Here is a 22,503-nt window from a genome sequence, read left to right as displayed (position 1 = left end):
GCAACAGGGGTCTGTCCTCGCCAATAAGACAAAGGATTAAAAAATGGGCGTCAGGGGGAGATATATCGTGTTTGAGAGAACTCTTAAGCACGCAAAGTGTGATGCACAGCATGAAATGCTAAAAAACCCCTCCGGATGGCCCGGAGGGAGAGAAATATCAGTGCAGCTTCAGGCGTGGGCGGATGACGCGGTTGATTCGGCCGACCAGCATCATCAGACCGGTTTTGAAGTAGCCGTGCAGTGCAATCTGATGCATACGGTAAAGGGAGATATACACGAAGCGTGCAATTCGCCCTTCTACCATCATGGAGCCGCGCATCAGGTTACCCATCAGGCTACCCACGGTGGAGAAGTTAGACAGTGACACCAGTGAACCGTGGTCTTTATAGACATACGACTTCATCGGCTTCCCTTTGTACTGCGCGAGGATGTTGTGCAGCACCAGACTCGCCATCTGGTGAGCGGCCTGAGCACGCGGTGGCACGAACCCACCTTCAGGGCGCGCGCAGGATGCACAGTCACCAATAGCGAAGATTTCCGGGTCACGCGTGGTTTGCAGCGTCGGCTCTGTCACCAGCTGGTTAATGCGGTTGGTTTCCAGCCCGCCAATTTCTTTCATGAAGTCAGGCGCTTTGATACCCGCCGCCCAGACCATCAGATCCGCTTTGATATACTCGCCGTCTTTGGTATGCAGACCGCCTTCGTCAGCGCTGGTCACCATGGTCTGCGTCAGCACCCGCACGCCCAGTTTGGTGAGCTCATTGTGCGCCGCACCGGAAATACGTGGCGGCAGCGCAGGCAGAATGCGTTCACCGGCTTCAACCAGCGTCACGTTCAGCGCGTCGTTAGTCAGCCCTTTGTAACCGTAGCTGTGCAGCTGTTTCACCGCGTTGTGCAGCTCAGCGGACAACTCTACGCCCGTCGCGCCGCCGCCGACAATGGCAATGTTCACCTTGCCATTGGCACCCATATTGCTGGTGTACTTCAGGAACAGGTTTAGCATTTCCTGATGGAAACGACGCGCCTGGTGCGGGTTATCGAGGAAGATACAGTGCTCTTTCACGCCCGGCGTGTTGAAGTCGTTAGAGGTACTGCCCAGTGCCATCACCAGCGTGTCATACGCCAGCTTGCGTTCAGGAACCAGCAGTTCGCCTTTTTCATCACGCAGTTCGGCCAGAGTAATGGTTTTGCTTTCACGGTTAATATCCACCACGGATCCCAGCTGGAACTGGAAATGGTGATTGCGCGCGTGCGCCAGATAGCTCAGCGCATCGACGCCCTCATCCAGCGAACCGGTCGCCACTTCGTGCAGCAGCGGTTTCCACAGGTGGCTATGGTTGCGATCCACCAGCGTAATTTTGGCTTTTTTGCCGCGACCCAGCTTTTTACCCAGCTGTGTGGCCAGCTCCAGCCCGCCAGCACCACCGCCTACAATCACTATCTTTTTCAATGGCGTAGTCAACGTGACCCCCTCAAATTATTAACCAATTGTTAACTAAAAGTTATAAAAATAACCCTTAATTAACAACAAGTTACAGCACTGAAACCATTCAGGTGAATTGAGAATAACACGTCAGGCGCATTGGTCATACCAAAATTGATATGCATCAAGTTTTGATGGCTTAAAAGTAGACAATTCTGGACAAAAAGAAACCCGGTCGCAAACGCATACCGGGTTACGGGTGGCAGGCTGTGGCTTAGCCCAGCGTTTTGAAGGCTTTGATGCGCTGCAGATGCGGGGAGATATTCTTGAACTTGTGGGTCTGTTCCTCGTCCCAGACAATTTCATAGAAATGATGCAGCAGTTCTGCCGCCCTGCTGCTGTTCAGTGCCTCATCCTGGCGCGAGAGGATCACTAAACAGCGATCGCGGTTTTTCTCACGGAAGTTACTCACGCACTTGGTGGCAATGTCGACATACTCTTCCGGGCGGTCAATTTTACCTTCCATGTTCTCGTTCGGGAACAGGTTGGGATTGAACACGACCTGGCGGATGTCGCACAGGAAGCCAATGCGTTCGGCCCAGTAGCCCCCCAGCCCCACGCCGCAGATCAGCGGACGTTCATCGACGTTGAGCTGTAACATCTTGTCCACTTCCTTGAGCAGATGCTGCATATCATGCTTCGGATGACGCGTACTGTAACTGATCAGCCGTACATCCGGGTCGATAAACTGCAGCTGCAGCACCTTCTCATGATTACCAGGACTGTTTGAGTCAAAACCGTGTAAATAGATGATCATTGTCTTCTCACCACGCTACGCCTTCCGGGAGGGTTTACAGGCTGGCTTTATGTGCCTGCCAGCGCTCATTCAGTGCTTCAAGCTGGGCGTTGACCGTCTTCCAGCGCGCCGAATCCATCAGCTCCTGACGGCTAAATGAACCTTTATGATACAATTGTGTAACACGCTCTGCTTTGATCGGCGACAGGTTATCCAACACGCTGACGGCTCCTTTACGATTATTGCAGACGAGGATCATATCGCAACCTGCGTCCAGGGATGCCTGCCCGCGCTCCGCGTAGCTGCCCATAATTGCCGCCCCTTCCATCGACAGATCGTCGGAGAAAATGACGCCGTTAAAACCGAGCTCCTGACGCAGCACCGTTTTCAGCCAGTGCGGTGAACCGCTGGCCGGGCGCGGATCGACATCGCTGTAAATCACGTGTGCAGGCATGATGGCATCAAGTTTGTTATCGGTGATAAGCGAACGGAACACCGACATATCTTTGGCACGGATTTCCGCTTCCGGACGCGGATCGCGCGGCGTCTCTTTGTGAGAATCTGCCGTCACTGCGCCATGTCCCGGGAAGTGTTTGCCGGTGGTTTTCATGCCCGCTGAGTGCATGCCGTCGATAAAACGGGTGGCTATTGACAGCGCAATGCGCGGATCTTCATGGTACGAACGCTCGCCAATCGCGGCACTGATATGGCCCACATCCAGAACGGGAGCAAAGCTGATGTCGATATCCATCGCAATCATTTCGCTCGCCATCAGCCAGCCGGCATCCTGCGTCAGTTTACCGCCCTCTTCTGTACCCAGCAGCGCAGCAAAAGATTGAGCGGCAGGCAAGCGGGTGAAACCCTCGCGGAAGCGCTGCACGCGCCCGCCTTCCTGATCCACCGCGACCACCAGATGGTTACGGGACGCCGCACGGATCTGACGAACCAGTTCGCGCAACTGCGCCGGATCGTGGTAGTTGCGGGTAAACAGTATCAGCCCCCCTACCAGCGGATGCGCCAGAATGTCGCGCTCCTCCGCATCCAGCTCAAACCCTTCGACATCCAACATGACTGGACCCACACGAACCTCTCTTATCCTTTAGTTTGTAACTGACGCCAGACGTCATCTGCCAGCGTAATAAAGTGTTTGTCGTTTGATTGCTGATAGCGCATTTCAAACCAGCCCGCCATCAGCATGAATACCCAGGGTCGCCAGCGCCTGACCTGCCGCATAAGCGTTAACGCATCCATCTGTGCTTCACGGGCATAGGCCATTATAAGCTGCTCACGGGAGGCATCATCCGGCATCCAGACCGCCGCCAATTCCAGCGCCACGTCGCCATCTCCGGCATACTCCCAGTCGATGAGCCTGGCTCCCGCGGGCGTGTGTACAATATTCCCGGCGTGGATGTCCATATGCAACGGCGATAGCCGTAAGGGTCGCGGTTCCCCTCTCTTTCGCATCCGTTTAAGCTGCGCAAGCCAGAATGGCGTTCGTCTGTCGGGGGAGGCCTGCTGCCAGTATTTTTCCAGCAGCGGTAACAGCGTGACCCGCCATCCCAGGCAAGGCTGGCGGTGAAGATGATACAGCATCGCGGCGAGTGTGGGAGTAGGCGGAAGCGCGCTTTTGATCTCCCCCGCAAGATACTCCACCGCCATCCAGCCCTGCGTAAAAAAACAGGGCTTCGGCACGAGATCCGCAGGCAAGCGCCTCAGCGTACGAAACTGTCGGCGAAAGTGGGAGGCAGGGGCAGAGAGATCGTGATGCTGTCGCAGCACCAGCCGATGTTCGCCCTGCTCAATGATGCAGCTCGCGCCGCCAAGCCCGGAGTGGGCCTGCGGCGCGATAAGGCGATACTGAGGAAAATAACGCGTCAAAACCTCGTCACGCGTGCAGCTATTGTTGCGTAACGGCACCTTTACCTGACCAGATAATTTCACCTGTCTGAACAAGCATCAGCTGCATCTGCAGCGAAGGCGTGTTCACATTACCGGTGGCGTTAGAATAGAGGACATACTGAGCGCCAACGTTGCGCGCAATGCCTATCGCTTTGCTGCGCGAGCCCAGGCTATCCTGCGGCGACAAGCCCAACTGCTGTTTGGCTACCGCCAGCTGCTGTGTCGAGACCAGGGTAAATTTGCCGTTGTTTGCTAACGCATTACGCAGCGTTTCCGTCGCTTCGCCCGCGTTGAGTGAACCATTGGTGCGGTTATTTACGCTATCCACCAACAGTACGCTTCCCGGCGTCACGCCCTGAGCCTGCAACATTTTGCCCACCATAGGCTGCATTGCGCCATTCCAGTCATAATGACGCACGCGCGGCGCAGGTTGGGACGTTTGGTCCGGGTGCTCAATTGGGCCAGGCTGCGCCGGAATCGTCGGGACAGAAGGCACCGTTGGCACAGGCTGCGTTGGCTGTGTCGGCTGTTCTGTACCCGGTTTCGCCTCATCCACTGGTGCAGGCTGTTCTGTACGCGTCACACACCCTGCGAGGAAAAGTGCAAACGCACTTAAGAGCACATAACGGCTCATATTTTTAATCAAGGATCACCCCTTACAGATAAAGATAAAGTCTCACCTTATGCGCACCCAAATAGTTAGCGCTGCCATAGAGCGTCACCGACGATCTTGCCGGAATGGTCACGCTACGCGGCGCCTCAAGCGGATGCATTTCAAGACCTCTTACGTCATACCAGTAGAAGCGGTAATGCACCGTCACTGGCTCATGTCTTTCGTTATAGAGCGTAGAGGAAGCAGAAGGTTGGATTTCGCTAATGGTCAGCGAAGGCTGCTCTGCCGTAATGCCTGCAGCAAGGACTGAGGACTCCATCACCAGCGTCTGTTCCTCGCTGACGGGGATCGCAGGACGCGCACTGCATCCTGCTATCACCAGCGTTATCATCAGCGCTGCAATACGCCCTCTTAACATATCAAAGACCTTTATGTGCCAGCATCGGTCCCAGTGGTCGCCCACCCAGAAGATGCATATGGATATGATAAACTTCCTGACCGCCGTGGCGATTGCAGTTCATGATCAAACGATAGCCGTCTTCAGCGATGCCTTCCTGCTCGGCAATTTTCGCGGCTACCGTTAGCATACGGCCTAACGCCACTTCATGCTCGGTTTTCACATCATTGACGGTAGGAATCAGAATATTTGGAATGATAAGGATATGCGTCGGCGCCTGAGGTGAAATGTCCCGAAAAGCCGTCACCAGCTCATCCTGAAAGACGATATCCGACGGGATTTCGCGGCGGATAATTTTACTGAAAATCGTTTCTTCGGCCATGACCTTTTCCTTTTATGTTTAATCTGGCGTGGTGCGTCCGCTATTCACACATACAGTCTTTACGACAGTGCGATACAACGCAAGAGTATGAGCGAGTTTCTCCTGTCCTTTCAACCTTCTCCCTCGATTTCTTTCCTGATTGCTCACCAGCTGGCTGGAGAGTGACCGCCTGCCCGCAAGATTTCTCTGAAACATTATTTCAGTTAGGTCTGCAACATCTGTTTACAGCGTTAATCACAATGCGTATATTTCGCATTTGCATTTTCATGCGCATTTTAAACATAGAAAACGACGTCAGCCCGATACAGGGACTGACGCATATCACCTTCACCATTCATTAAGGGTTTGATGATGTCTTTCATTAATCATACCAGGGATGGGCAACGTCAGCCTGTTGCAACGCCTTCGTTGCTGGCAGCCTGTATTGCTATGGCATTGATGCCAACCGTAAGTTTCGCCGCACTAAACGAGGACACACTCGTCGTTGACGGTACCTCCCAGCCAGACGCGTCCAGCGAAGAGCAGGATTACAGCGTCAAAACCACCACCATCGGCACCAAAATGCAGATGGTCCAGCGCGATATCCCCCAGTCAGTCTCCATTGTCAGTGAACAACGTATGGAAGATCAGCAGCTGCAAACGCTGGGAGATGTGATGGATAACACGATGGGGATCAGCAAAAACACCGCAGACTCCGATCGCAGCAGCTATTACTCACGTGGTTTCGAGATAGACAACTACATGATTGATGGTATCCCCACCTATTTCGAGTCTCGCTGGAATCTCGGGGATGCCCTTTCGGATACCGCCCTGTTTGAGCGCGTGGAAGTGGTGCGTGGGGCGACCGGTTTGATGACGGGCACGGGTAACCCGTCGGCAGCGATCAATATGGTGCGTAAACATGCCACCAGCCGCGAGTTCAAAGGCAATTTATCTGCGGAATACGGCAGCTGGAACAAACAGCGTTACGTCATGGATCTGCAAAGCCCGTTAACCGACGATGGCAATGTGCGGGGTCGCATCGTAGCAGGCTATCAGGATAATGACTCCTGGCTCGATAACTACAATCAAAAGAAAACGTTCTTCTCGGGCATTCTTGATGCGGACCTGGGCGATACCACGTCATTTTCGGCAGGTTACGAATACCAGCGCATTGACGTGAACAACCAGACCTGGGGCGGCTTACCGCGCTGGAACACGGACGGTAGCGTAAGGCATTACGATCGCGCCCACAGCACCGCGCCTGACTGGGCCTATAACGACAAAGAGTTCAACAAAGTTTTCGCCACCTTCAAGCAGCGCTTTGCCGACACCTGGCAGGCCACGCTGAATGCCACCCATACTGAAGCTAAATTCGACAGTAAAGCCCTGTACCTTGACGCCTATGTGGACAAATCAACCGGCATGCTGGTTGGGCCTTATTCGAATTATGGACCGGACTACGGCTACATCGGCGGGACGGGCTGGAACAGCGGGAAGCGTAAGGTCGATGCTGTCGATCTGTTCGCCGATGGTGGTTATGACCTGTTTGGCCGCCAGCATACCGTGATGTTCGGCGGCAGCTTCAGTCGTCAAACGAACCGTTACACCAACGCGTGGGCGAACGTGTATCCGGACGAATTCGGTAATTTCTACGACTATGATGGCCATTTCCCGGAAACAAACTGGGGATCCCAGGCGCTGGCCCAGGACGACAAAACGAATATGAAATCGCTCTACGCCGCGACACGTATTTCGTTGGCCGATCCGCTGCATTTGATTCTCGGTGCCCGCTATACGAACTGGAGCGTCGACACGATGACTTATGGTATGGAAAAAAACCATACCACGCCGTATGCGGGTCTTGTGTATGACATTGATGATAACTGGTCCGCCTATGCCAGCTATACCTCCATCTTCCAGCCTCAGAACTACCGCGACAGCACCGGCAGGTATCTCGACCCGATCACCGGCAACAATTATGAAGTGGGCCTGAAGTCGGACTGGATGAACAGCAGACTGACCACGACGCTTTCTGTCTTCCGCATCGAGCAGGATAACGTGGCGCAGAGTACGGGGCGCGTGATTCAGGGGTCAACCGATACCGCTTATGAAGGCGTAGACGGTACCGTAAGTAAAGGCGTTGAATTTGAAATTAACGGCGCACTGACGGACAACTGGCAAATGACCTTTGGCGCGACGCGCTACCTGGCTGAAGACAGCGACGGTAAAGACGTTAACCCTTATCTGCCGCGCACGACGGTTAAACTGTTCACCAGTTACCGTCTGCCAGCGATGCCTGCGCTGACCGTGGGTGGCGGTGTTAACTGGCAAAACCGCGTTTACAGCGACGTTGTCACCCCTTACGGTACATGGCGTGCGGAACAAGGCAGCTATGCGCTGGTTGATCTCTTCACCCGCTATCAGGTCACGAAGAACTTTTCTCTGCAGGGAAATCTGAACAACCTGTTTGATAAGACTTACGACACTAACGTCCAGGGTTCACTGGTCTACGGTGAGCCGCGCAACGTGAGCGTGACCGCAAGCTATCAGTTCTGATCGCTCAGACGTATTAAAAGGGAGCCGAATGGCTCCCTTTTTTATGCGCGCTTCTCGCCGGGTGACGATTCATTTCGCGCAGTCCCGGGAAACCGTAGCCGCCACCTGGCTGAACAGGCCGCACAAATAAAAAAGGCAGCCATTCGGCTGCCTCAGTCTCCCCACATCACAACTTAGTTGTTGCGGATGTACTCATCCATTTCGGTTTTCAGGTTATCGGATTTGGTACCGAAGATTGCCTGAACACCAGAACCTGCAACAACAACACCTGCTGCGCCCAATTTTTTCAGGCCCGGCTGGTCAACTTTTGCGACATCGGCAACGCTCACACGCAGACGAGTAATACACGCGTCCAGGTTGGTGATGTTCTCTTTACCACCGAACGCGGCTACCAGTGCTGGAGCCATTTCGCTGGTCACGCCTGCTTTGCTGTCTTCAGTTGCATCTTCACGACCTGGGGTTTTCAGGTCAAGTGCTTTGATCAGCACGCGGAAGATGGTGTAGTAAGCAACGGCATAGCACGCACCCACGATTGGGAACAGCCACAGTTTGCTGCTGTTACCGGACAGAACGATGAAGTCGATCAGACCGTGAGAGAAGGACGTACCGTCACGCATACCCAGCAGGATACAGATAGGGAACGCCAGGCCAGCCAGTACCGCGTGAATGATGTACAGGATCGGCGCAACGAACATGAAGGAGAACTCGATCGGCTCGGTGATACCGGTCAGGAACGAGGTCAGCGCTGCGGAGATCATGATACCGCCCACTTTTGCACGGTTCTCTGGTTTAGCAGAGTGCCAGATTGCAATCGCAGCAGCCGGCAGACCGTACATTTTGAACAGGAAGCCACCAGACAGTTTGCCTGCAGTTGGGTCGCCTGCCATGTAACGTGGGATATCGCCGTGGAATACCTGACCTGCTGCGTTGGTGAATTCACCAATCTGCATCTGGAATGGAACGTTCCAGATGTGGTGCAGACCAAATGGTACCAGGCAGCGCTCGATGAAGCCGTAGATACCGAACGCCACAACCGGGTTCTGGTAAGCAGCCCACTGAGAGAAGGTCTGAATAGCGGAACCGATTGGTGGCCAGATGAAGGACAGGATCACACCAGTGAAAATCGCTGCCAGACCAGAGATGATCGGAACGAAGCGCTTGCCCGCGAAGAAGCCCAGGTACTCAGGCAGCTTGATGCGATAGAAGCGGTTAAACATGTACGCTGCAATCGCACCGGAGATGATACCGCCCAGTACACCGGTGTCCGCCAGGTGTTTCGCGGCGATCTCTTCAGCCGGTAAATGCAGAACCAGCGGCGCAACCACCGCCATGGTTTTCACCATGATGCCGTAGGCAACCACTGCGGCCAGTGCAGATACACCGTCGTTATTGGTGAAGCCCAGAGCAACACCGATCGCGAAGATCAGCGGCATGTTAGCAAAAACAGAACCGCCTGCTTCGGCCATCACGTGGGAAACTACGGCTGGCAGCCAGCTGAAGTTAGCAGAACCGACGCCCAGCAGGATACCTGCGATAGGCAGTACGGATACTGGCAGCATCAGCGATTTACCGACCTTTTGCAGGTTAGCAAATGCATTCTTAAACATAATTGAGAGTGCTCCTGAGTATTTGTGCTTTTTTTACGCTTTCACGCATTGGCCCGGGGGGAGTACCGTGCCGTGGACAGGACATCTAAGCGCCCTTTATTTATTACACAGAGTAAAATAATTCCCTCTGGGTTTGTTTGACGGCTATCACGTTTCAGTTCAAGACGACCAAAAAACTTGCAGATATTTACAAAAAGCATGTCTGGATGTGTCTAAAAACACCATCACCGCCCCAAATGAGGCGGTGAACTTTACTCGCTTTGTTTATTAATTACGAGCCTAAAAAAAACAGGTGTATCAGACAGATTGCAGGCGGGCGGGGTCGATGTGGAACAGCGTGGAGAAATTTTCCGTCGTCGCACGAGCCAGCTCTTCAATGCTGACCCCCTTCAGAACGGCCATATACTCAGCCACGTCTCTCGTCATCGCTGGTTGGTTCTCTTTGCCGCGATGCGGTACCGGCGCCAGATACGGCGAGTCTGTTTCCACCAGAATGCGATCGAGCGGAACATAACGCGCAGCATCGCGCAGCTGCTCAGCATTACGGAACGTCACGATCCCCGAAAACGAGATATAAAACCCCAAATCAAGCAGCTTGCCCGCCGTTTCTCTGTCTTCTGTGAAACAGTGTAGTACGCCACCGCAATCCGTCACCTTTTCTTCCCGCAGGATCGCCAGCGTATCGGCGCGCGCATCGCGGGTATGCACAATGACGGGTTTGTTCAGCTCGCGGCCAATGCGGATATGGTTGCGGAAAGATTCCTGCTGGCGGGTTTTTGTTTCCGGCGTGTAAAAATAGTCAAGCCCGGTCTCACCCATCGCCACCACGCCCTCTTCTGCCGCCAGGCGACGTAAATCTTCCACGTCATACGCTTCATCCTGGTTCAGAGGATGAACGCCGCAGGAGAAGACGACGTTATCGCGAATGCCGACCAGTTCGCGCATGGAGCGGTAGCCCGGCAGCGTAGTTGCCACGGCCAGATAGAATTTGACATCGCGTGCGGCGGCTTTTTCCAGCACGTCATCGACGTTTTTGTGCAGAGATTGATAATCCAGGCCATCAAGATGGCAGTGTGAGTCGACTAAAAACATAATGTCTCTCTCAGAGATGGGAAACAGGCGGTATCACGCCTGGTTGCAGGTAGTGTTCGATACGCAGTAACTGGTCTGTCAGTAAAAGCTCGCGATTAAGACCGGTTACTGTCAAAAGTTGTTCGCGACTCTGGCAAACATCATGAAGGATAGCGCGCAAGGAGACGCCCGACAGGCGATTCGCCAGGGTGTTCACCAGCGGCCAGACGTCGAGGTTGGTCAGAAGCGTTGCACCCTGCTGAAGTTTGAGCGCATCCAGCAGTAAAGCGGCCAGCCAGTGCAGGCGCTCGGTCGCCTGATCGCTGTTCAGGGCAGGCAGCAAACTCAACCAGTCGCCACTATCCAGTGCGGACTCGACGGCACGACACAGCGTTTCACGCTGCGACCAGACATCCGCCTGAAGCAACGCCAGAGCCGCCGCTGGCGCACCGCTGCACAGACGCAGCGCAGTCAGGGCTGCGTCTTGTGACGCCGTCACTTCGCGTTCAATCCAGGTGAGCGCCCATGTTTCCTGAGGTACTGCGAGGTGGTGAAGACGGCAGCGGCTGCGCAGTGTCGCCAGTAATCTTCCCGGTTCACGACATGACAGGAAGAACCAGGTTTTCTCCGGTGGCTCTTCCAGGGTTTTGAGCAGCGCGTTTGCCGCCGCCTCGGTAAGCTGCGCGGCATCTTTCAGCCAGACAACTTTGGCTCCGTTAAGCCGCGCGTGTTCATACAGTTTTTCACTGACTTCACGCACGGCGTCAATCCCGAGCGTGCTTTTGCCCTTTTCAGGCTCCAGCGTGTAATAGTCCGGATGTGTGCCCGCCTGCATCAACTGGCAGCCACGGCATTTACCGCAGCTTTTATGCCCTTCCGGCTGCTGACACATCAGGAAACGGGTGATGGCGTAAATCAGCGCATCATCGCCCATTCCTGGCAATGCCTGAATCAGTAACGCATGATGGCCCCGCCCCGCCTGATAGCTGTTGATCAACTGCTCAAAGTGCGGGCGCAACCATGGATACCATTTCATGCCTGCTGCTCCTGGTGCCACTGCGCGACCGTCTTCTGAATAGCGCGCGTCACCTCTTCAAGAGACTGTGTTGCATCAATAGTACGAATGGAAGCATCCTGCTCCGACAGTTCAAGGTAGCGCGCGCGGGTACGGTTGAAGAAGTCAAAAGACTCTTGCTCAATGCGGTCCAGTTCACCGCGCGCGCGGGCACGCTTCAGACCGACTTCGGGCGTCACGTCCAGATAGAGCGTCAGGTCGGGACGGAAATCACCGAGCACTGTGTCACGCAGCGTTGCTAACATCGTCTGGTCAATCCCCCGACCACCGCCCTGATACGCCTGGGTCGACAGGTCATGACGATCGCCAATCACCCACTTACCTTCTGCCAGTGCAGGTTTGATTACCGTTTCTACCAGCTGCACGCGCGCCGCGTAGAACATTAACACTTCGGCTTTGTCAGTGATGATCTCGTCGCCAACGGATTTGATATCCAGCACAAGGCTACGCAGCTTTTCAGCCAGTTCCGTACCGCCCGGTTCACGGGTAAATACCATGTCCGCAACGCCAAGCGCTTTTAGCGTATCAACCACTACGTTGCGGGCGGTAGTTTTACCCGCCCCTTCGAGTCCCTCAATGACAATGTATTTACTGCGCATTTTTTTCCTTAAGTGCCTTCAGATAGTCCTGAACAGAGCGATTATGGCTGGCAAGGTTGGTATTAAAGGTATGCCCCCCTTTCCCGTCAGCCACAAAATAGAGATACGGCGTTTTGGCCGGGTGCGCCGCGGCTCGCAATGAGGCTTCACTCGGCGTCGCAATCGGGCCTGGCGGCAGGCCTGCGATCACGTAGGTATTATACGCTGTTGGCGTCTCCAGATCTTTTCTGGATATCTTGCCGCTATAACTCTCGCCCATACCGTAAATGACGGTGGGATCGGTTTGCAGCCGCATGCCGATGCGCAGACGGTTTATAAATACGGAAGCGACCCGATCGCGCTCTGTCGCAACGGCCGTCTCTTTTTCAATGATCGAGGCCATGGTGACGAACTGGTTTTGATCTTTATATGGCAGGCCATCTACACGCCCTTCCCACGCTGACTCCACCGCCGCGACCATTTTTTTGTGCGCGCGCTTCAGGATAGCAACATCCGTTGTGCCCGCCGTGTACATCCAGGTATCAGGCCAGAACCAGCCCTCCACCCACTCAGGGTGTTCGAATTTCAGCACCTCGGCGACCGTCTCGTAGCGGTCATCTTTCAGCGTGTGTTTGATGTACGGCGCGTCACGCAGCTGTTTGAGGTAATCGCTTAAACGCATACCTTCAACAAACCGCAGCGGGAACTGGGCCTCTTTACCGCTCTCCAGCAGCTGGAGCATCTCCCTGACGGTCATCCCAGGGGTAAAGCGATACGTACCGGCTTTGAAGTGAGACAGTTCAGGCTCAAGGCGCAGTAACCACTGGAAGACGCGCGGGCGGTTAATGACCTTATCCCCGTAAAGCTGCTCACCCAGCGCAATGCGCCCGGTACCGGCTTTAAGGGTAAAAATCGTTTCGTCTTTAATCAGGATTTTACTGTCCGCCAGCTGACGGACTTTCCACACTCCCGCGCCGCCAGCGATACCCAGCACAACGATGAGGAGGAGAACAAAGCGCAACATTTTCTTCATGACTATCTGGTTTGCTCACATAACGGGGCTAAAAAATGAAACAGTTCGCGCGATGACCAGACCTGTTGGCCATAGGCGCGGACGGGTAAAACAGGCATCAACGCGTTACAAACAATAACTTCATCCGCGGTCAGTAACGCCTCTTCCCTTTCGCTAACTTCGACAATGCGAAAACCCGAGTGTGCCAACTGTTGCAAACAAAACTGACGCATAATGCCCTTCACCCCAGCCTGCTCCAGTGAAGGTGTGAAGACATCACGGCCCTTCCGCCAGAGTAAATTAGCCGCACAGCATTCCGTAATGAACCCTTCGCTGTCAAGAACCAGCGCCTCATCAGCGTTCGTCTGTTCAAGATGAGTACGAATCAGCACCTGTTCAAGGCGATTGAGGTGTTTAATTCCGGCCAGCATGGGATTGCGGCCCAGTCGTATTGGGCTCAGCGCCAGCGTGACGCCGTCTTTGCGCCAGCTATCATAATGTGCAGGGTAAGCGGATACGGAGAGTATGCGCGTGGGGTTCTCACAGCTGGCCCCGCTATAACCCCGCCCTCCGCTGCCGCGACTGATGATGACTTTTAGCACGCCACTACTCTTCTCTGACACCAGTTGGCTCATCTCTCGCCGCAGCGTGTCCCAGTGCTGAAAGGGGATCATTAAGGTTTCGCAGGCCGTTTGCAGACGGCGGATATGCGCGTCGAGCAGGCATACTTGCCCGTCAATAATTCGCGCCGTCGTAAAGCAGCCATCACCAAACTGCGTTGCTCTATCGCTGGCAGGCAGATTCTCCTGCTCAAGGCCATTGATCAAATACATGATGTCTCCTGATGCGTGGGAGTTCAGTCTGGCAGGATGTCTGTAACCGGACAAGGGGATTACGCTTAATAAAAAAGGCCCGACAAGCGGACCTTTTTTAATAGCTATCGTGCAGTCAGGCTCAGATCTTTTTGAAGATCAGAGAGCCGTTAGTACCACCGAAGCCGAAGGAGTTACACAGGGTGTACTCCATACCGCTAACCTGACGCGCTTCGTGAGGAACGAAGTCCAGATCGCAACCTTCATCCGGGTTATCCAGGTTGATGGTTGGCGGAACAGCCTGATCGCGCAGCGCAAGGATGGAGTAGATTGACTCTACTGCACCCGCCGCACCTAACAGGTGACCGGTCATGGATTTCGTGGAGCTCACCATTACGCGGCTGGCAGATTCACCGAAGATAGACTTAACCGCCTGAGCTTCAGCTTTATCGCCTGCAGGGGTAGAAGTACCGTGCGCGTTAACGTAGCCAATCTGTGCTGGGGTAATACCCGCATCGCGAATCGCGTTTTCCATCGCCAGCGCAGCACCCGCACCGTTCTCCGGAGGAGACGTCATGTGGTAAGCATCGCTGCTCATGCCGAAACCAACGATTTCAGCATAGATTTTCGCGCCGCGTTTTTTCGCATGTTCGTACTCTTCCAGTACGATCATACCCGCACCGTCGCCCAGCACGAAGCCGTCACGGTCTTTATCCCACGGACGGCTCGCCGCCTGCGGGTTATCATTACGGGTAGACAGCGCACGCGCCGCACCAAAACCGCCAACACCCAGTGGGGTACTGGCTTTTTCAGCACCGCCCGCAACCATAGCATCTGCATCGCCGTACGCAATGATACGCGCGGCCTGGCCGATGTTATGTACGCCGGACGTACAGGCGGTCGCGATGGAAATGCTTGGCCCACGCAAACCGAACATAATGGTCAGGTGACCTGCCACCATGTTAACAATCGTGGACGGAACGAAGAACGGGCTGATCTTACGCGGTCCGCCATTCATCAGAGATGTATGGTTTTCCTCGATCAGGCCAAGACCGCCGATCCCGGAGCCGATAGCGGCGCCGATACGGGTCGCGTTCTCTTCCGTAATCTCAAGGCCAGAATCCTGCATGGCCTGAACGCCAGCGACAATTCCATATTGAATGAAGGCATCCATCTTGCGCTGTTCTTTGCGCGAGATGATCTCTTCACAGTTAAAATCCTTTACTAAGCCAGCAAATTTCGTTGCATAGGCGCTAGTATCGAAATGGTCGATTAGGCTGATGCCGCTCTGACCGGCAAGGAGAGCTTTCCAGGTGGACTCTACGGTATTGCCGACAGGAGACAACATGCCAAGTCCGGTCACAACTACACGACGCTTAGACACGTTTGTCCTCCAGGGAGGGATAAAAAAAGAGATTCGTGGGACTAAAAAAGATAAAACTCAGGCGGTCGAATGACCGCCTGGAGATGTTCACTTACGCCTGGTGACCGTTGATGTAATCAATGGCAGCCTGAACGGTGGTGATTTTCTCAGCTTCTTCGTCCGGAATCTCAGTATCAAACTCTTCTTCCAGAGCCATTACCAGCTCAACGGTGTCAAGAGAATCTGCGCCCAGGTCTTCAACGAAGGAAGCGGAGTTCACAACTTCTTCCTGCTTAACGCCCAGCTGTTCGCCGATAATTTTCTTAACGCGTTCTTCGATAGTGCTCATACTCTTAAATTTCCTATCAAAACTCGCTTTCGCGATGGTTTTCGTAGTGTATAAAATGTTGAAAAATTTGCAACTAAATCCCGGCAGGTCTTACCACGATTTTACGTTATTTTGAGGCCAACCCCTACAATAACGCAAATATTTTTCATCGTGATTAAACCATATACATCCCGCCATTGACGTGAAGGGTTTCACCAGTGATGTAACCCGCTTCGTCAGAGGCTAAAAATGCAACCGCGCTGGCGATTTCTTTAGGGTCGCCAAGACGACCCGCCGGAACTGCCGCCAGCGTACCCGCACGCTGATCATCGGTCAGCGCACGCGTCATGTCCGTTTCAATAAAGCCCGGAGCAACAACGTTTACAGTAATACCGCGGGACGCGACTTCACGTGCCAGCGACTTACTGAAGCCAATCAGACCTGCTTTCGCCGCAGCGTAGTTAGCCTGACCAGCATTTCCCATGGTACCAACCACAGAACCAACAGTGATAATACGACCATGACGCTTTTTCATCATAGCGCGCATTACCGCTTTTGACAGACGGAATACAGATGACAGGTTGGTTTCGATAATATCGTTCCACTCATCATCTTTCATTCGCATCAGCAGGTTGTCGCGCGTGATCCCGGCATTATTGACCAGAATATCGACTTCGCCAAACTCTGCGCGAATATTTTCCAGAACAGATTCGATAGATGCTGGTTCGGTCACATTGAGTACCAGACCTTTACCGTTCGCACCCAGATACTCGCTGATGGCCTGAGCACCCTTCTCGCTGGTTGCTGTACCAATCACTTTCGCGCCGCGCGCAACCAGTGTTTCAGCAATTGCACGCCCGATACCGCGGCTTGCGCCGGTAACCAGTGCGATTTTTCCTTCAAAACTCATGGTATTCCTCTTTTATTGCGCGAGTGCCGCTGACAGTGCTTCCGGCTCGTTAATGGCCGAGGCAGTCAGGGTATCAACAATACGTTTTGTCAGGCCGGTGAGGACTTTACCTGGACCGACTTCATAAAGATGCTCAACGCCCTGTGACGCCATAAACTCAACGGTTTTGGTCCACTGTACCGGGCTGTAAAGCTGGCGAACCAGTGCGTTACGGATTGCCTCCGGCGCGGTTTCGCATTTCACATCGACGTTGTTTACAACAGAAATCGTCGGTGCGTTAAACGTAATTTTTTCCAGCTCAACCGCCAGTTTGTCAGCGGCTGGCTTCATCAGCGCGCAGTGTGACGGAACGCTGACTGGCAGTGGCAGCGCACGTTTCGCGCCAGCGGCTTTACAGGCTGCACCGGCACGTTCAACCGCTTCTTTATGACCGGCGATAACGACCTGGCCCGGCGAGTTAAAGTTTACCGGTGAAACCACCTGACCTTCAGCAGATTCTTCACACGCTTTTGCAATCGCAGCATCATCCAGACCGATGATAGCAGACATGCCACCCGTGCCTTCTGGCACCGCTTCCTGCATGAATTTACCGCGCAGTTCCACCAGACGTACCGCGTCAGCAAAGGCGATCACTCCTGCACACACCAGTGCAGAGTATTCACCGAGGCTGTGGCCCGCGAGCAGTGCAGGCGCTTTGCCGCCCTGCTGCTGCCATACACGCCACAGCGCAACGGACGCGGTCAGCAGCGCTGGCTGAGTCTGCCAGGTTTTGTTCAGTTCTTCGGCCGGACCCTGCTGAGTCAACGCCCACAGATCATAACCCAGTGCATCAGAAGCTTCACGGAAAGTCTCTTCAACAATCGGATGGTTTGCTGCCATTTCAGACAACATTCCAACGGTTTGAGAGCCCTGCCCCGGGAACACAAAAGCAAATTGCGTCATTTTTTAATCCTTATCCTAGAAACGAACCAGCGCGGAACCCCAGGTGAAACCGCCACCGAAGGCTTCAAGCAAGACCAACTGGCCCCGTTTGATTCGCCCATCGCGTACCGCTTCATCAAATGCGCACGGTACCGACGCCGCAGAGGTGTTGCCATGGCGATCAAGCGTCACCACAACGTTATCCATCGACATGCCCAGCTTTTTAGCCGTAGCGCTGATGATGCGCAGGTTCGCCTGATGCGGCACCAGCCAGTCGAGCGCAGAGCGTTCAAGGTTGTTCGCTTCAAGCGTTTCATCAACAATGTGTGCAAGCTCAGTCACCGCCACCTTGAACACCTCATTACCTGCCATTGTCAGGTGAATGGAGTTTTCCGGATTAACGCGATCGGCGTTTGGCAAGGTCAACAGCTCGCCGTAGCTACCGTCGGCATGCAGATGCGTGGAGATGATGCCCGGCTCTTCGGACTGCCCCAGCAGCACCGCACCCGCACCATCACCAAAAATAATGATCGTCCCGCGATCGGTTGGATCACAGGTACGCGCCAGCACGTCAGCGCCGATCACCAGCGCATACTTCACAGCGCCAGATTTAACATACTGATCGGCAACGCTCAGCGCGTAGGTGAAGCCTGCGCACGCGGCAGCAACGTCAAATGCCGGGCAGCCTTTAATGCCGAGCATGTTCTGCACCTGACACGCTGCGCTTGGGAAGGCATGCGTGGCAGACGTGGTCGCGACCACGATCAAGCCAATCTGTTCTTTATCGATGCCCGCCATCTCGATAGCGCGCTGTGCGGCTTCGTAACCCATGGTGGACACGGTTTCGTCTGGCGCGGCGATACGACGTTCACGGATACCTGTGCGCGTGACAATCCACTCGTCAGACGTATCTACCATTTTTTCAAGATCGGCGTTGGTACGCACTTGTGTTGGCAGGTAGCTGCCGGTACCTAAAATCTTCGTATACATGTACGCTCAGTCACTTTTAGCTAATACAGATTCCAGGCGAGCGGCAATCCGTTGAGGAACTTGTCGCTGCACCGCCTGCACTGCCTGTTCTATCGCGACGGAAAAGGCTCGCTGATTGGCCGCACCGTGACTCTTAATCACAATGCCGCGCAATCCTAACAGACAGGCGCCATTATACTGGTCGGGGTTGAGGTGACTGAATCGCCGCGTCAGGCTTTTTTGTAACCAACGCTTTAATAAAATCAGCCACCAGGCGCTTTTTTTACCTTCCCCCTGCGATTTCAGCAGAGAGAGAAACATTCGCACCACCCCTTCCATAGTCTTCAACGTTACGTTTCCGGTGAAGCCATCACACACTAATACATCTGTCTTACCCGTCAGCAACTCATTAGCTTCGAGATAACCAATATAGTTGATGGAGGGAACCTGTTTGAGCAATTCGGCAGCGTCACGAATGCTGTCCAGGCCTTTGGTCTCTTCTTCACCAATATTCAGTAACGCAACGCGGGGATTGTGAATTCCCACTACGTCTTCAGCCAGCACCGACCCCATCACGGCAAACTGAGCCAGCATTGTACTATCACAATCAACGTTAGCACCGAGATCCAGCACCACCGTTTTGCCCTTTTGCTGATGCGGTAACACCGTCACCAGCGCCGGACGCTCAATGCCCTCAATGGGTTTGAGCAATAATTTCGACAGCCCCATCAGCGCGCCGGTATTGCCCGCACTGACGCAAGCCTGCGCTCGCCCTTCTTTCACCAACTCCAGCGCAATGCGCATAGAGCTGCCACGGCTATTGCGAATAGCCTGCGATGGCCGGGCATCACTGGCAATAACTGACTGTGCAGGAATAATCTGCAGACGTGAACGTTGTTCGAAGTCAGCTTTTGCAAGTAATGGCGTGATAGTGTCGGGATTGCCGACTAAAAGAAGTGTGAGTTGCGAATTAGAATTCAGTGCCTGCAATGCTGCAGGCACTGTCACGGAAGGGCCAAAATCTCCCCCCATGACATCTAACGCCAGGGTTAGACGTGTCAAGGTATCGTCGCAGCCTGGTTCGGTAACTTCCCCGTTTGCACGGGGAAATCCTCACTAAGCCTAATCACGCTAACGCGTGATTACTTAGTGATAACCTTGCGGCCGCGGTAGAAACCGTCAGCGGTGATGTGGTGACGCAGGTGTTTCTCACCAGAAGTCTTGTCTACAGACAGGCTGGTAACTGCGGTCAGCGCGTCATGGGAACGACGCATGCCACGTTTGGAACGGGTTGGTTTATTCTGTTGTACGGCCATGGACCTTACTCCTTAATTACTTACGCTTTAAGCTGGCTAATACGGCAAATGGGTTTGGTTTTTGCGCTTCATCAGGCAGTTCCCCAAAGACCATGTCCGCCTCGGACACTTCACAGTGTTCAGAATCATGCACCGGAACTACTGGCAAGGTGAGGATGATTTCATCTTCAACCAGAGCCAGAAGATCGATTTCACCGAATTCGTTAACCTCAATCGGCTCATACGCTTCCGGGAGTGCTTCAGCCTGCTCGTCAGAACGAACCGGACTGAAACAATACGTTGTGTGAACATGCTGTACAAACGGTTTCCCGCAACGCTGACATTCGAGGGTTACCGTCACCTTAGCATCACCGGTTAAAACGGCGAGACGCTGGTTGTCGATAGCAAACGACATGGAGCATTCTACATCACTGTCCACACTGACTACGGATTCGGCAATACGCTCAGCCTGATCGGAAGTATAGATACCTTCGTAATCAAGGCGTTTCTGAGCCGTACGAACCGGATCAAGAGTCAGGGGTAATTTTACCTTTTGCATAGGGCGCGCATATTAACTTTGTAACGTCATAGAGTCAAAGAAAAAGGCAACCAGAGCTGCCTTTTGCCAATTATTCGCACACATTGCGGCCTGTAGTTTAAAATGGCTGGCATCGATACGCTATATCTGGTGATAAAAATATGCCAAATCTCGTTCTCGCCTCCACGTCACCCTACCGTCGAATGCTGCTGGAAAAGCTCGGGATCCCGTTCGAATGCGCAGCCCCCGACGTTGACGAAACGCCACAGCCGGGCGAATCCCCGCGTCATCTGGTGACCCGTCTCGCACAAGAGAAAGCACAATCGCTGGCCGCACGTTATCCCGCCCATTTGATTATAGGCTCCGATCAGGTTTGTGTACTGGACGGAGAGATCACCGGCAAGCCGCATACGGAAGAGAACGCCTGCCAGCAGCTTCTGCGCGCGCGTGGCACTATCGTGACCTTTTATACAGGACTGGCGCTCTATAACTCCGCCTCAGGCCACCTGCAAACGGAATGCGAGCCGTTCGACGTGCACTTTCGCCATCTCAGCGAGCAAGAAATAACGGATTATGTCCGCCGGGAACGTCCACTCAACTGTGCAGGAAGTTTTAAAAGTGAAGGATTGGGGATTGCGCTGTTCGACAAGCTGGACGGTCGTGACCCGAATACCCTGGTCGGATTGCCGTTGATTGCACTGTGCCAGATGTTAAGGCGAGAAGAGTGTAATCCGCTGACGATGTGACTGGACCGTTGCGGCCTGATGCCCTCACCCCGGCCCTCTCCCACAGGAGAGGGAGAAAATCATGTAGGCCGGGTAAGCGCAGCGCCACCCGGCACAAAATCAGCCGCGCAGAATCTTAAGACAGCGTTTCAGTTGCTCATCCAGCGGCGCTTCAATACGGATGACTTCCCCCGTATTAGGATGGGTAAACTTCAGCGCAGCCGCATGCAGGAACAGACGCGACAGCCCCGTGCCTGCCAGTTGTTTATCAAACTCGCGGTCGCCATAGCGGTCATCAAACGCAATAGGATGGCCCGCAAACTGGGTATGCACGCGAATCTGATGGGTACGCCCCGTCACCGGACTGCAGCGCACCAGCGTGGCAAACTCATAGCGTTCTTCAACTTTAAAGCGCGTCTCGGACGGTTTCCCTTCCTGATTCACACGCACAATGCGCTCGCCGCTCTGCAGAATATTTTTCAACAGTGGCGCCTGCACCACTTTTACATGGGACTGCCACTGACCACGAACCAGCGCCAGGTAGTCTTTCTGCATCCCTTTTTCGCGAAGCTGCTCATGCAAAGAACGCAGCGCAGAACGCTTTTTCGCCACCAGCAGCACGCCGGAGGTATCACGATCCAGACGATGCACCAGCTCCAGGAAACGGGCTTCCGGTCGAAGCGCGCGCAGTCCTTCAATCACCCCAAAGCTCAGGCCGCTGCCGCCGTGTACGGCTGTACCAGACGGTTTGTTCAACACAAGAATATAGTCATCCTCATAAAGGATGACGTCACTCAGCGCAGCCACTTTTTGCAGCTTAGGCGAAACCGCCTCTTCTTCACGTTCAGCGACGCGCACCGGCGGGATACGCACCTCATCACCGGCTTCGAGCTTATACTCAGGCTTCACGCGTTTTTTGTTAACCCGCACCTCGCCCTTGCGCAGGATGCGGTAAATCATACTTTTTGGCACGCCCTTCAACTGGGTGCGTAAAAAGTTATCGATGCGTTGCCCCGCATAGTCATCCGCGATAGCAACAATTTTTACGGCTGGAGTCTCTGTTTTCATGGTTGGCGATTCTAAATATCGTCAGCCATTAGCGCCACTCATTTTTCTATGCTTATATTTACTTTTATCCGGCCTGCGCCCCGTTTCGCGCAATCGATTTGGTGGTTATTAAACCAATCGCCACCTCGAAGTGAAGAAACTGTGAGTAACCGGGTGATAATTGGTAAAAGTCATCTTGCTATA

At 54.0% G+C, this 22,503-nt stretch carries 24 protein-coding genes; 2 read left to right on the top strand and 22 right to left on the bottom strand.

What is annotated here, in order from left to right:
- Positions 1-157 precede the first annotated feature (157 nt).
- The 7 genes from N2K86_RS08295 to hinT form a co-directional block, all read right to left on the bottom strand.
- Complete coding sequence (locus N2K86_RS08295; RefSeq protein ID WP_260661114.1) at positions 158-1,462, bottom strand: NAD(P)/FAD-dependent oxidoreductase; 1,305 nt, start codon at positions 1,460-1,462, stop codon at positions 158-160.
- A 235-nt stretch (positions 1,463-1,697) separates the two neighbouring features.
- Positions 1,698-2,240 carry an alpha/beta hydrolase YcfP gene (gene ycfP, locus N2K86_RS08290; protein ID WP_260661113.1) on the bottom strand — a complete coding sequence of 181 codons (543 nt, stop codon included), beginning with the start codon at positions 2,238-2,240 and terminating at the stop codon, positions 1,698-1,700.
- Between the two features lie 34 nt (positions 2,241-2,274).
- A complete protein-coding gene (gene nagZ / locus N2K86_RS08285) occupies positions 2,275-3,300 on the bottom strand; it encodes a beta-N-acetylhexosaminidase (RefSeq protein WP_260661112.1) in 1,026 nt (341 codons plus the stop codon).
- 11 nt (positions 3,301-3,311) lie between these two features.
- Complete coding sequence (gene thiK, locus N2K86_RS08280; protein WP_260661111.1) at positions 3,312-4,136, bottom strand: thiamine kinase; 825 nt, start codon at positions 4,134-4,136, stop codon at positions 3,312-3,314.
- Positions 4,117-4,764 carry a penicillin-binding protein activator LpoB gene (gene lpoB, locus N2K86_RS08275; protein ID WP_089599887.1) on the bottom strand — a complete coding sequence of 216 codons (648 nt, stop codon included), beginning with the start codon at positions 4,762-4,764 and terminating at the stop codon, positions 4,117-4,119. Before lpoB ends, thiK begins: the two co-directional genes overlap by 20 nt.
- 10 nt (positions 4,765-4,774) lie before the next feature.
- On the bottom strand, positions 4,775-5,149 hold the full coding sequence (locus tag N2K86_RS08270) for a YcfL family protein (protein ID WP_260661110.1): 375 nt from the start codon (positions 5,147-5,149) through the stop codon (positions 4,775-4,777).
- Position 5,150: 1 nt separating this feature from the next.
- Entirely contained in the window at positions 5,151-5,510 is a 360-nt protein-coding gene (gene hinT / locus N2K86_RS08265; RefSeq protein WP_010429724.1) for a purine nucleoside phosphoramidase, read from the bottom strand.
- Between the two features lie 351 nt (positions 5,511-5,861).
- Here hinT and fhuE point away from each other — a divergent pair, with 351 nt between their 5' ends.
- Positions 5,862-8,048 (top strand): ferric-rhodotorulic acid/ferric-coprogen receptor FhuE, encoded by a 2,187-nt coding sequence (fhuE, locus tag N2K86_RS08260; RefSeq protein ID WP_260661645.1) that lies wholly within the window; start codon positions 5,862-5,864, stop codon positions 8,046-8,048.
- Between the two features lie 173 nt (positions 8,049-8,221).
- Here the strand turns inward: fhuE and ptsG are convergent, their stop codons facing one another.
- The 14 genes from ptsG to yceD all read right to left on the bottom strand — a co-directional run bounded on the left by ptsG (position 8,222) and on the right by yceD (position 20,548).
- A complete protein-coding gene (gene ptsG, locus N2K86_RS08255; RefSeq protein WP_010429721.1) occupies positions 8,222-9,655 on the bottom strand; it encodes a PTS glucose transporter subunit IIBC in 1,434 nt (477 codons plus the stop codon).
- A 297-nt stretch (positions 9,656-9,952) separates the two neighbouring features.
- The gene (locus N2K86_RS08250; protein ID WP_260661109.1) at positions 9,953-10,747 is read right to left on the bottom strand and encodes a metal-dependent hydrolase; all 795 of its coding nucleotides are present in this window, start codon (positions 10,745-10,747) and stop codon (positions 9,953-9,955) included.
- Positions 10,748-10,757: 10 nt separating this feature from the next.
- Entirely contained in the window at positions 10,758-11,762 is a 1,005-nt protein-coding gene (gene holB / locus N2K86_RS08245; RefSeq protein ID WP_260661108.1) for a DNA polymerase III subunit delta', read from the bottom strand.
- The gene (tmk, locus tag N2K86_RS08240) at positions 11,759-12,400 is read right to left on the bottom strand and encodes a dTMP kinase (protein WP_260661107.1); all 642 of its coding nucleotides are present in this window, start codon (positions 12,398-12,400) and stop codon (positions 11,759-11,761) included. Before tmk ends, holB begins: the two co-directional genes overlap by 4 nt.
- Positions 12,390-13,412, bottom strand: coding sequence for a cell division protein YceG (gene yceG / locus N2K86_RS08235; protein WP_260661106.1), 1,023 nt, complete (start codon positions 13,410-13,412; stop codon positions 12,390-12,392). The genes tmk and yceG overlap by 11 nt, the downstream gene beginning before the upstream one ends.
- 2 nt (positions 13,413-13,414) lie before the next feature.
- Positions 13,415-14,224: an aminodeoxychorismate lyase gene (pabC, locus tag N2K86_RS08230; protein ID WP_260661105.1), complete on the bottom strand. Its 810-nt coding sequence runs from the start codon at positions 14,222-14,224 to the stop codon at positions 13,415-13,417.
- A 121-nt stretch (positions 14,225-14,345) separates the two neighbouring features.
- Positions 14,346-15,587, bottom strand: coding sequence for a beta-ketoacyl-ACP synthase II (fabF, locus tag N2K86_RS08225; protein WP_023335279.1), 1,242 nt, complete (start codon positions 15,585-15,587; stop codon positions 14,346-14,348).
- Positions 15,588-15,678: 91 nt separating this feature from the next.
- Positions 15,679-15,915: an acyl carrier protein gene (gene acpP, locus N2K86_RS08220; protein WP_003857954.1), complete on the bottom strand. Its 237-nt coding sequence runs from the start codon at positions 15,913-15,915 to the stop codon at positions 15,679-15,681.
- Positions 15,916-16,069: 154 nt separating this feature from the next.
- A complete protein-coding gene (fabG, locus tag N2K86_RS08215) occupies positions 16,070-16,804 on the bottom strand; it encodes a 3-oxoacyl-ACP reductase FabG (protein WP_080327518.1) in 735 nt (244 codons plus the stop codon).
- Positions 16,805-16,816: 12 nt separating this feature from the next.
- Entirely contained in the window at positions 16,817-17,746 is a 930-nt protein-coding gene (gene fabD, locus N2K86_RS08210; RefSeq protein ID WP_260661104.1) for an ACP S-malonyltransferase, read from the bottom strand.
- A gap of 15 nt (positions 17,747-17,761) precedes the next feature.
- A complete protein-coding gene (locus N2K86_RS08205; protein ID WP_260661103.1) occupies positions 17,762-18,715 on the bottom strand; it encodes a beta-ketoacyl-ACP synthase III in 954 nt (317 codons plus the stop codon).
- 6 nt (positions 18,716-18,721) lie between these two features.
- Positions 18,722-19,756: a phosphate acyltransferase PlsX gene (gene plsX / locus N2K86_RS08200; protein WP_010429690.1), complete on the bottom strand. Its 1,035-nt coding sequence runs from the start codon at positions 19,754-19,756 to the stop codon at positions 18,722-18,724.
- 80 nt (positions 19,757-19,836) lie between these two features.
- On the bottom strand, positions 19,837-20,010 hold the full coding sequence (rpmF, locus tag N2K86_RS08195) for a 50S ribosomal protein L32 (protein WP_003857964.1): 174 nt from the start codon (positions 20,008-20,010) through the stop codon (positions 19,837-19,839).
- Positions 20,011-20,026: 16 nt separating this feature from the next.
- Complete coding sequence (gene yceD / locus N2K86_RS08190) at positions 20,027-20,548, bottom strand: 23S rRNA accumulation protein YceD (RefSeq protein ID WP_014883375.1); 522 nt, start codon at positions 20,546-20,548, stop codon at positions 20,027-20,029.
- Between the two features lie 140 nt (positions 20,549-20,688).
- On the opposite strand from yceD, the gene N2K86_RS08185 reads away from it, so the two are divergent.
- Positions 20,689-21,273 (top strand): Maf family protein, encoded by a 585-nt coding sequence (locus N2K86_RS08185; RefSeq protein WP_211446007.1) that lies wholly within the window; start codon positions 20,689-20,691, stop codon positions 21,271-21,273.
- A gap of 99 nt (positions 21,274-21,372) precedes the next feature.
- Here N2K86_RS08185 and rluC read toward each other — a convergent pair whose 3' ends face one another.
- Positions 21,373-22,320, bottom strand: coding sequence for a 23S rRNA pseudouridine(955/2504/2580) synthase RluC (rluC, locus tag N2K86_RS08180; RefSeq protein ID WP_048956765.1), 948 nt, complete (start codon positions 22,318-22,320; stop codon positions 21,373-21,375).
- Positions 22,321-22,503: the final 183 nt, after the last annotated feature.

This window comes from Enterobacter mori, from assembly GCF_025244905.1.
Lineage (GTDB): Bacteria > Pseudomonadota > Gammaproteobacteria > Enterobacterales > Enterobacteriaceae > Enterobacter > Enterobacter mori_A.
This window is presented reverse-complemented; position numbering and strand designations above follow the sequence as displayed.

Coding starts and splice junctions, on each gene's coding strand:
- tmk (WP_260661107.1), bottom strand. CDS start 12,400: ATGCGCAGTAAATACATTGTCATTGAGGGACTCGAAGGGGCGGGTAAA.
- rpmF (WP_003857964.1), bottom strand. CDS start 20,010: ATGGCCGTACAACAGAATAAACCAACCCGTTCCAAACGTGGCATGCGT.
- N2K86_RS08205 (WP_260661103.1), bottom strand. CDS start 18,715: ATGTATACGAAGATTTTAGGTACCGGCAGCTACCTGCCAACACAAGTG.
- hinT (WP_010429724.1), bottom strand. CDS start 5,510: ATGGCCGAAGAAACGATTTTCAGTAAAATTATCCGCCGCGAAATCCCG.
- acpP (WP_003857954.1), bottom strand. CDS start 15,915: ATGAGCACTATCGAAGAACGCGTTAAGAAAATTATCGGCGAACAGCTG.
- fhuE (WP_260661645.1), top strand. CDS start 5,862: ATGTCTTTCATTAATCATACCAGGGATGGGCAACGTCAGCCTGTTGCA.
- ycfP (WP_260661113.1), bottom strand. CDS start 2,240: ATGATCATCTATTTACACGGTTTTGACTCAAACAGTCCTGGTAATCAT.
- fabG (WP_080327518.1), bottom strand. CDS start 16,804: ATGAGTTTTGAAGGAAAAATCGCACTGGTTACCGGCGCAAGCCGCGGT.
- rluC (WP_048956765.1), bottom strand. CDS start 22,320: ATGAAAACAGAGACTCCAGCCGTAAAAATTGTTGCTATCGCGGATGAC.
- yceD (WP_014883375.1), bottom strand. CDS start 20,548: ATGCAAAAGGTAAAATTACCCCTGACTCTTGATCCGGTTCGTACGGCT.
- N2K86_RS08185 (WP_211446007.1), top strand. CDS start 20,689: ATGCCAAATCTCGTTCTCGCCTCCACGTCACCCTACCGTCGAATGCTG.
- N2K86_RS08270 (WP_260661110.1), bottom strand. CDS start 5,149: ATGTTAAGAGGGCGTATTGCAGCGCTGATGATAACGCTGGTGATAGCA.
- fabD (WP_260661104.1), bottom strand. CDS start 17,746: ATGACGCAATTTGCTTTTGTGTTCCCGGGGCAGGGCTCTCAAACCGTT.
- ptsG (WP_010429721.1), bottom strand. CDS start 9,655: ATGTTTAAGAATGCATTTGCTAACCTGCAAAAGGTCGGTAAATCGCTG.
- pabC (WP_260661105.1), bottom strand. CDS start 14,224: ATGTATTTGATCAATGGCCTTGAGCAGGAGAATCTGCCTGCCAGCGAT.
- yceG (WP_260661106.1), bottom strand. CDS start 13,412: ATGAAGAAAATGTTGCGCTTTGTTCTCCTCCTCATCGTTGTGCTGGGT.
- holB (WP_260661108.1), bottom strand. CDS start 11,762: ATGAAATGGTATCCATGGTTGCGCCCGCACTTTGAGCAGTTGATCAAC.
- N2K86_RS08250 (WP_260661109.1), bottom strand. CDS start 10,747: ATGTTTTTAGTCGACTCACACTGCCATCTTGATGGCCTGGATTATCAA.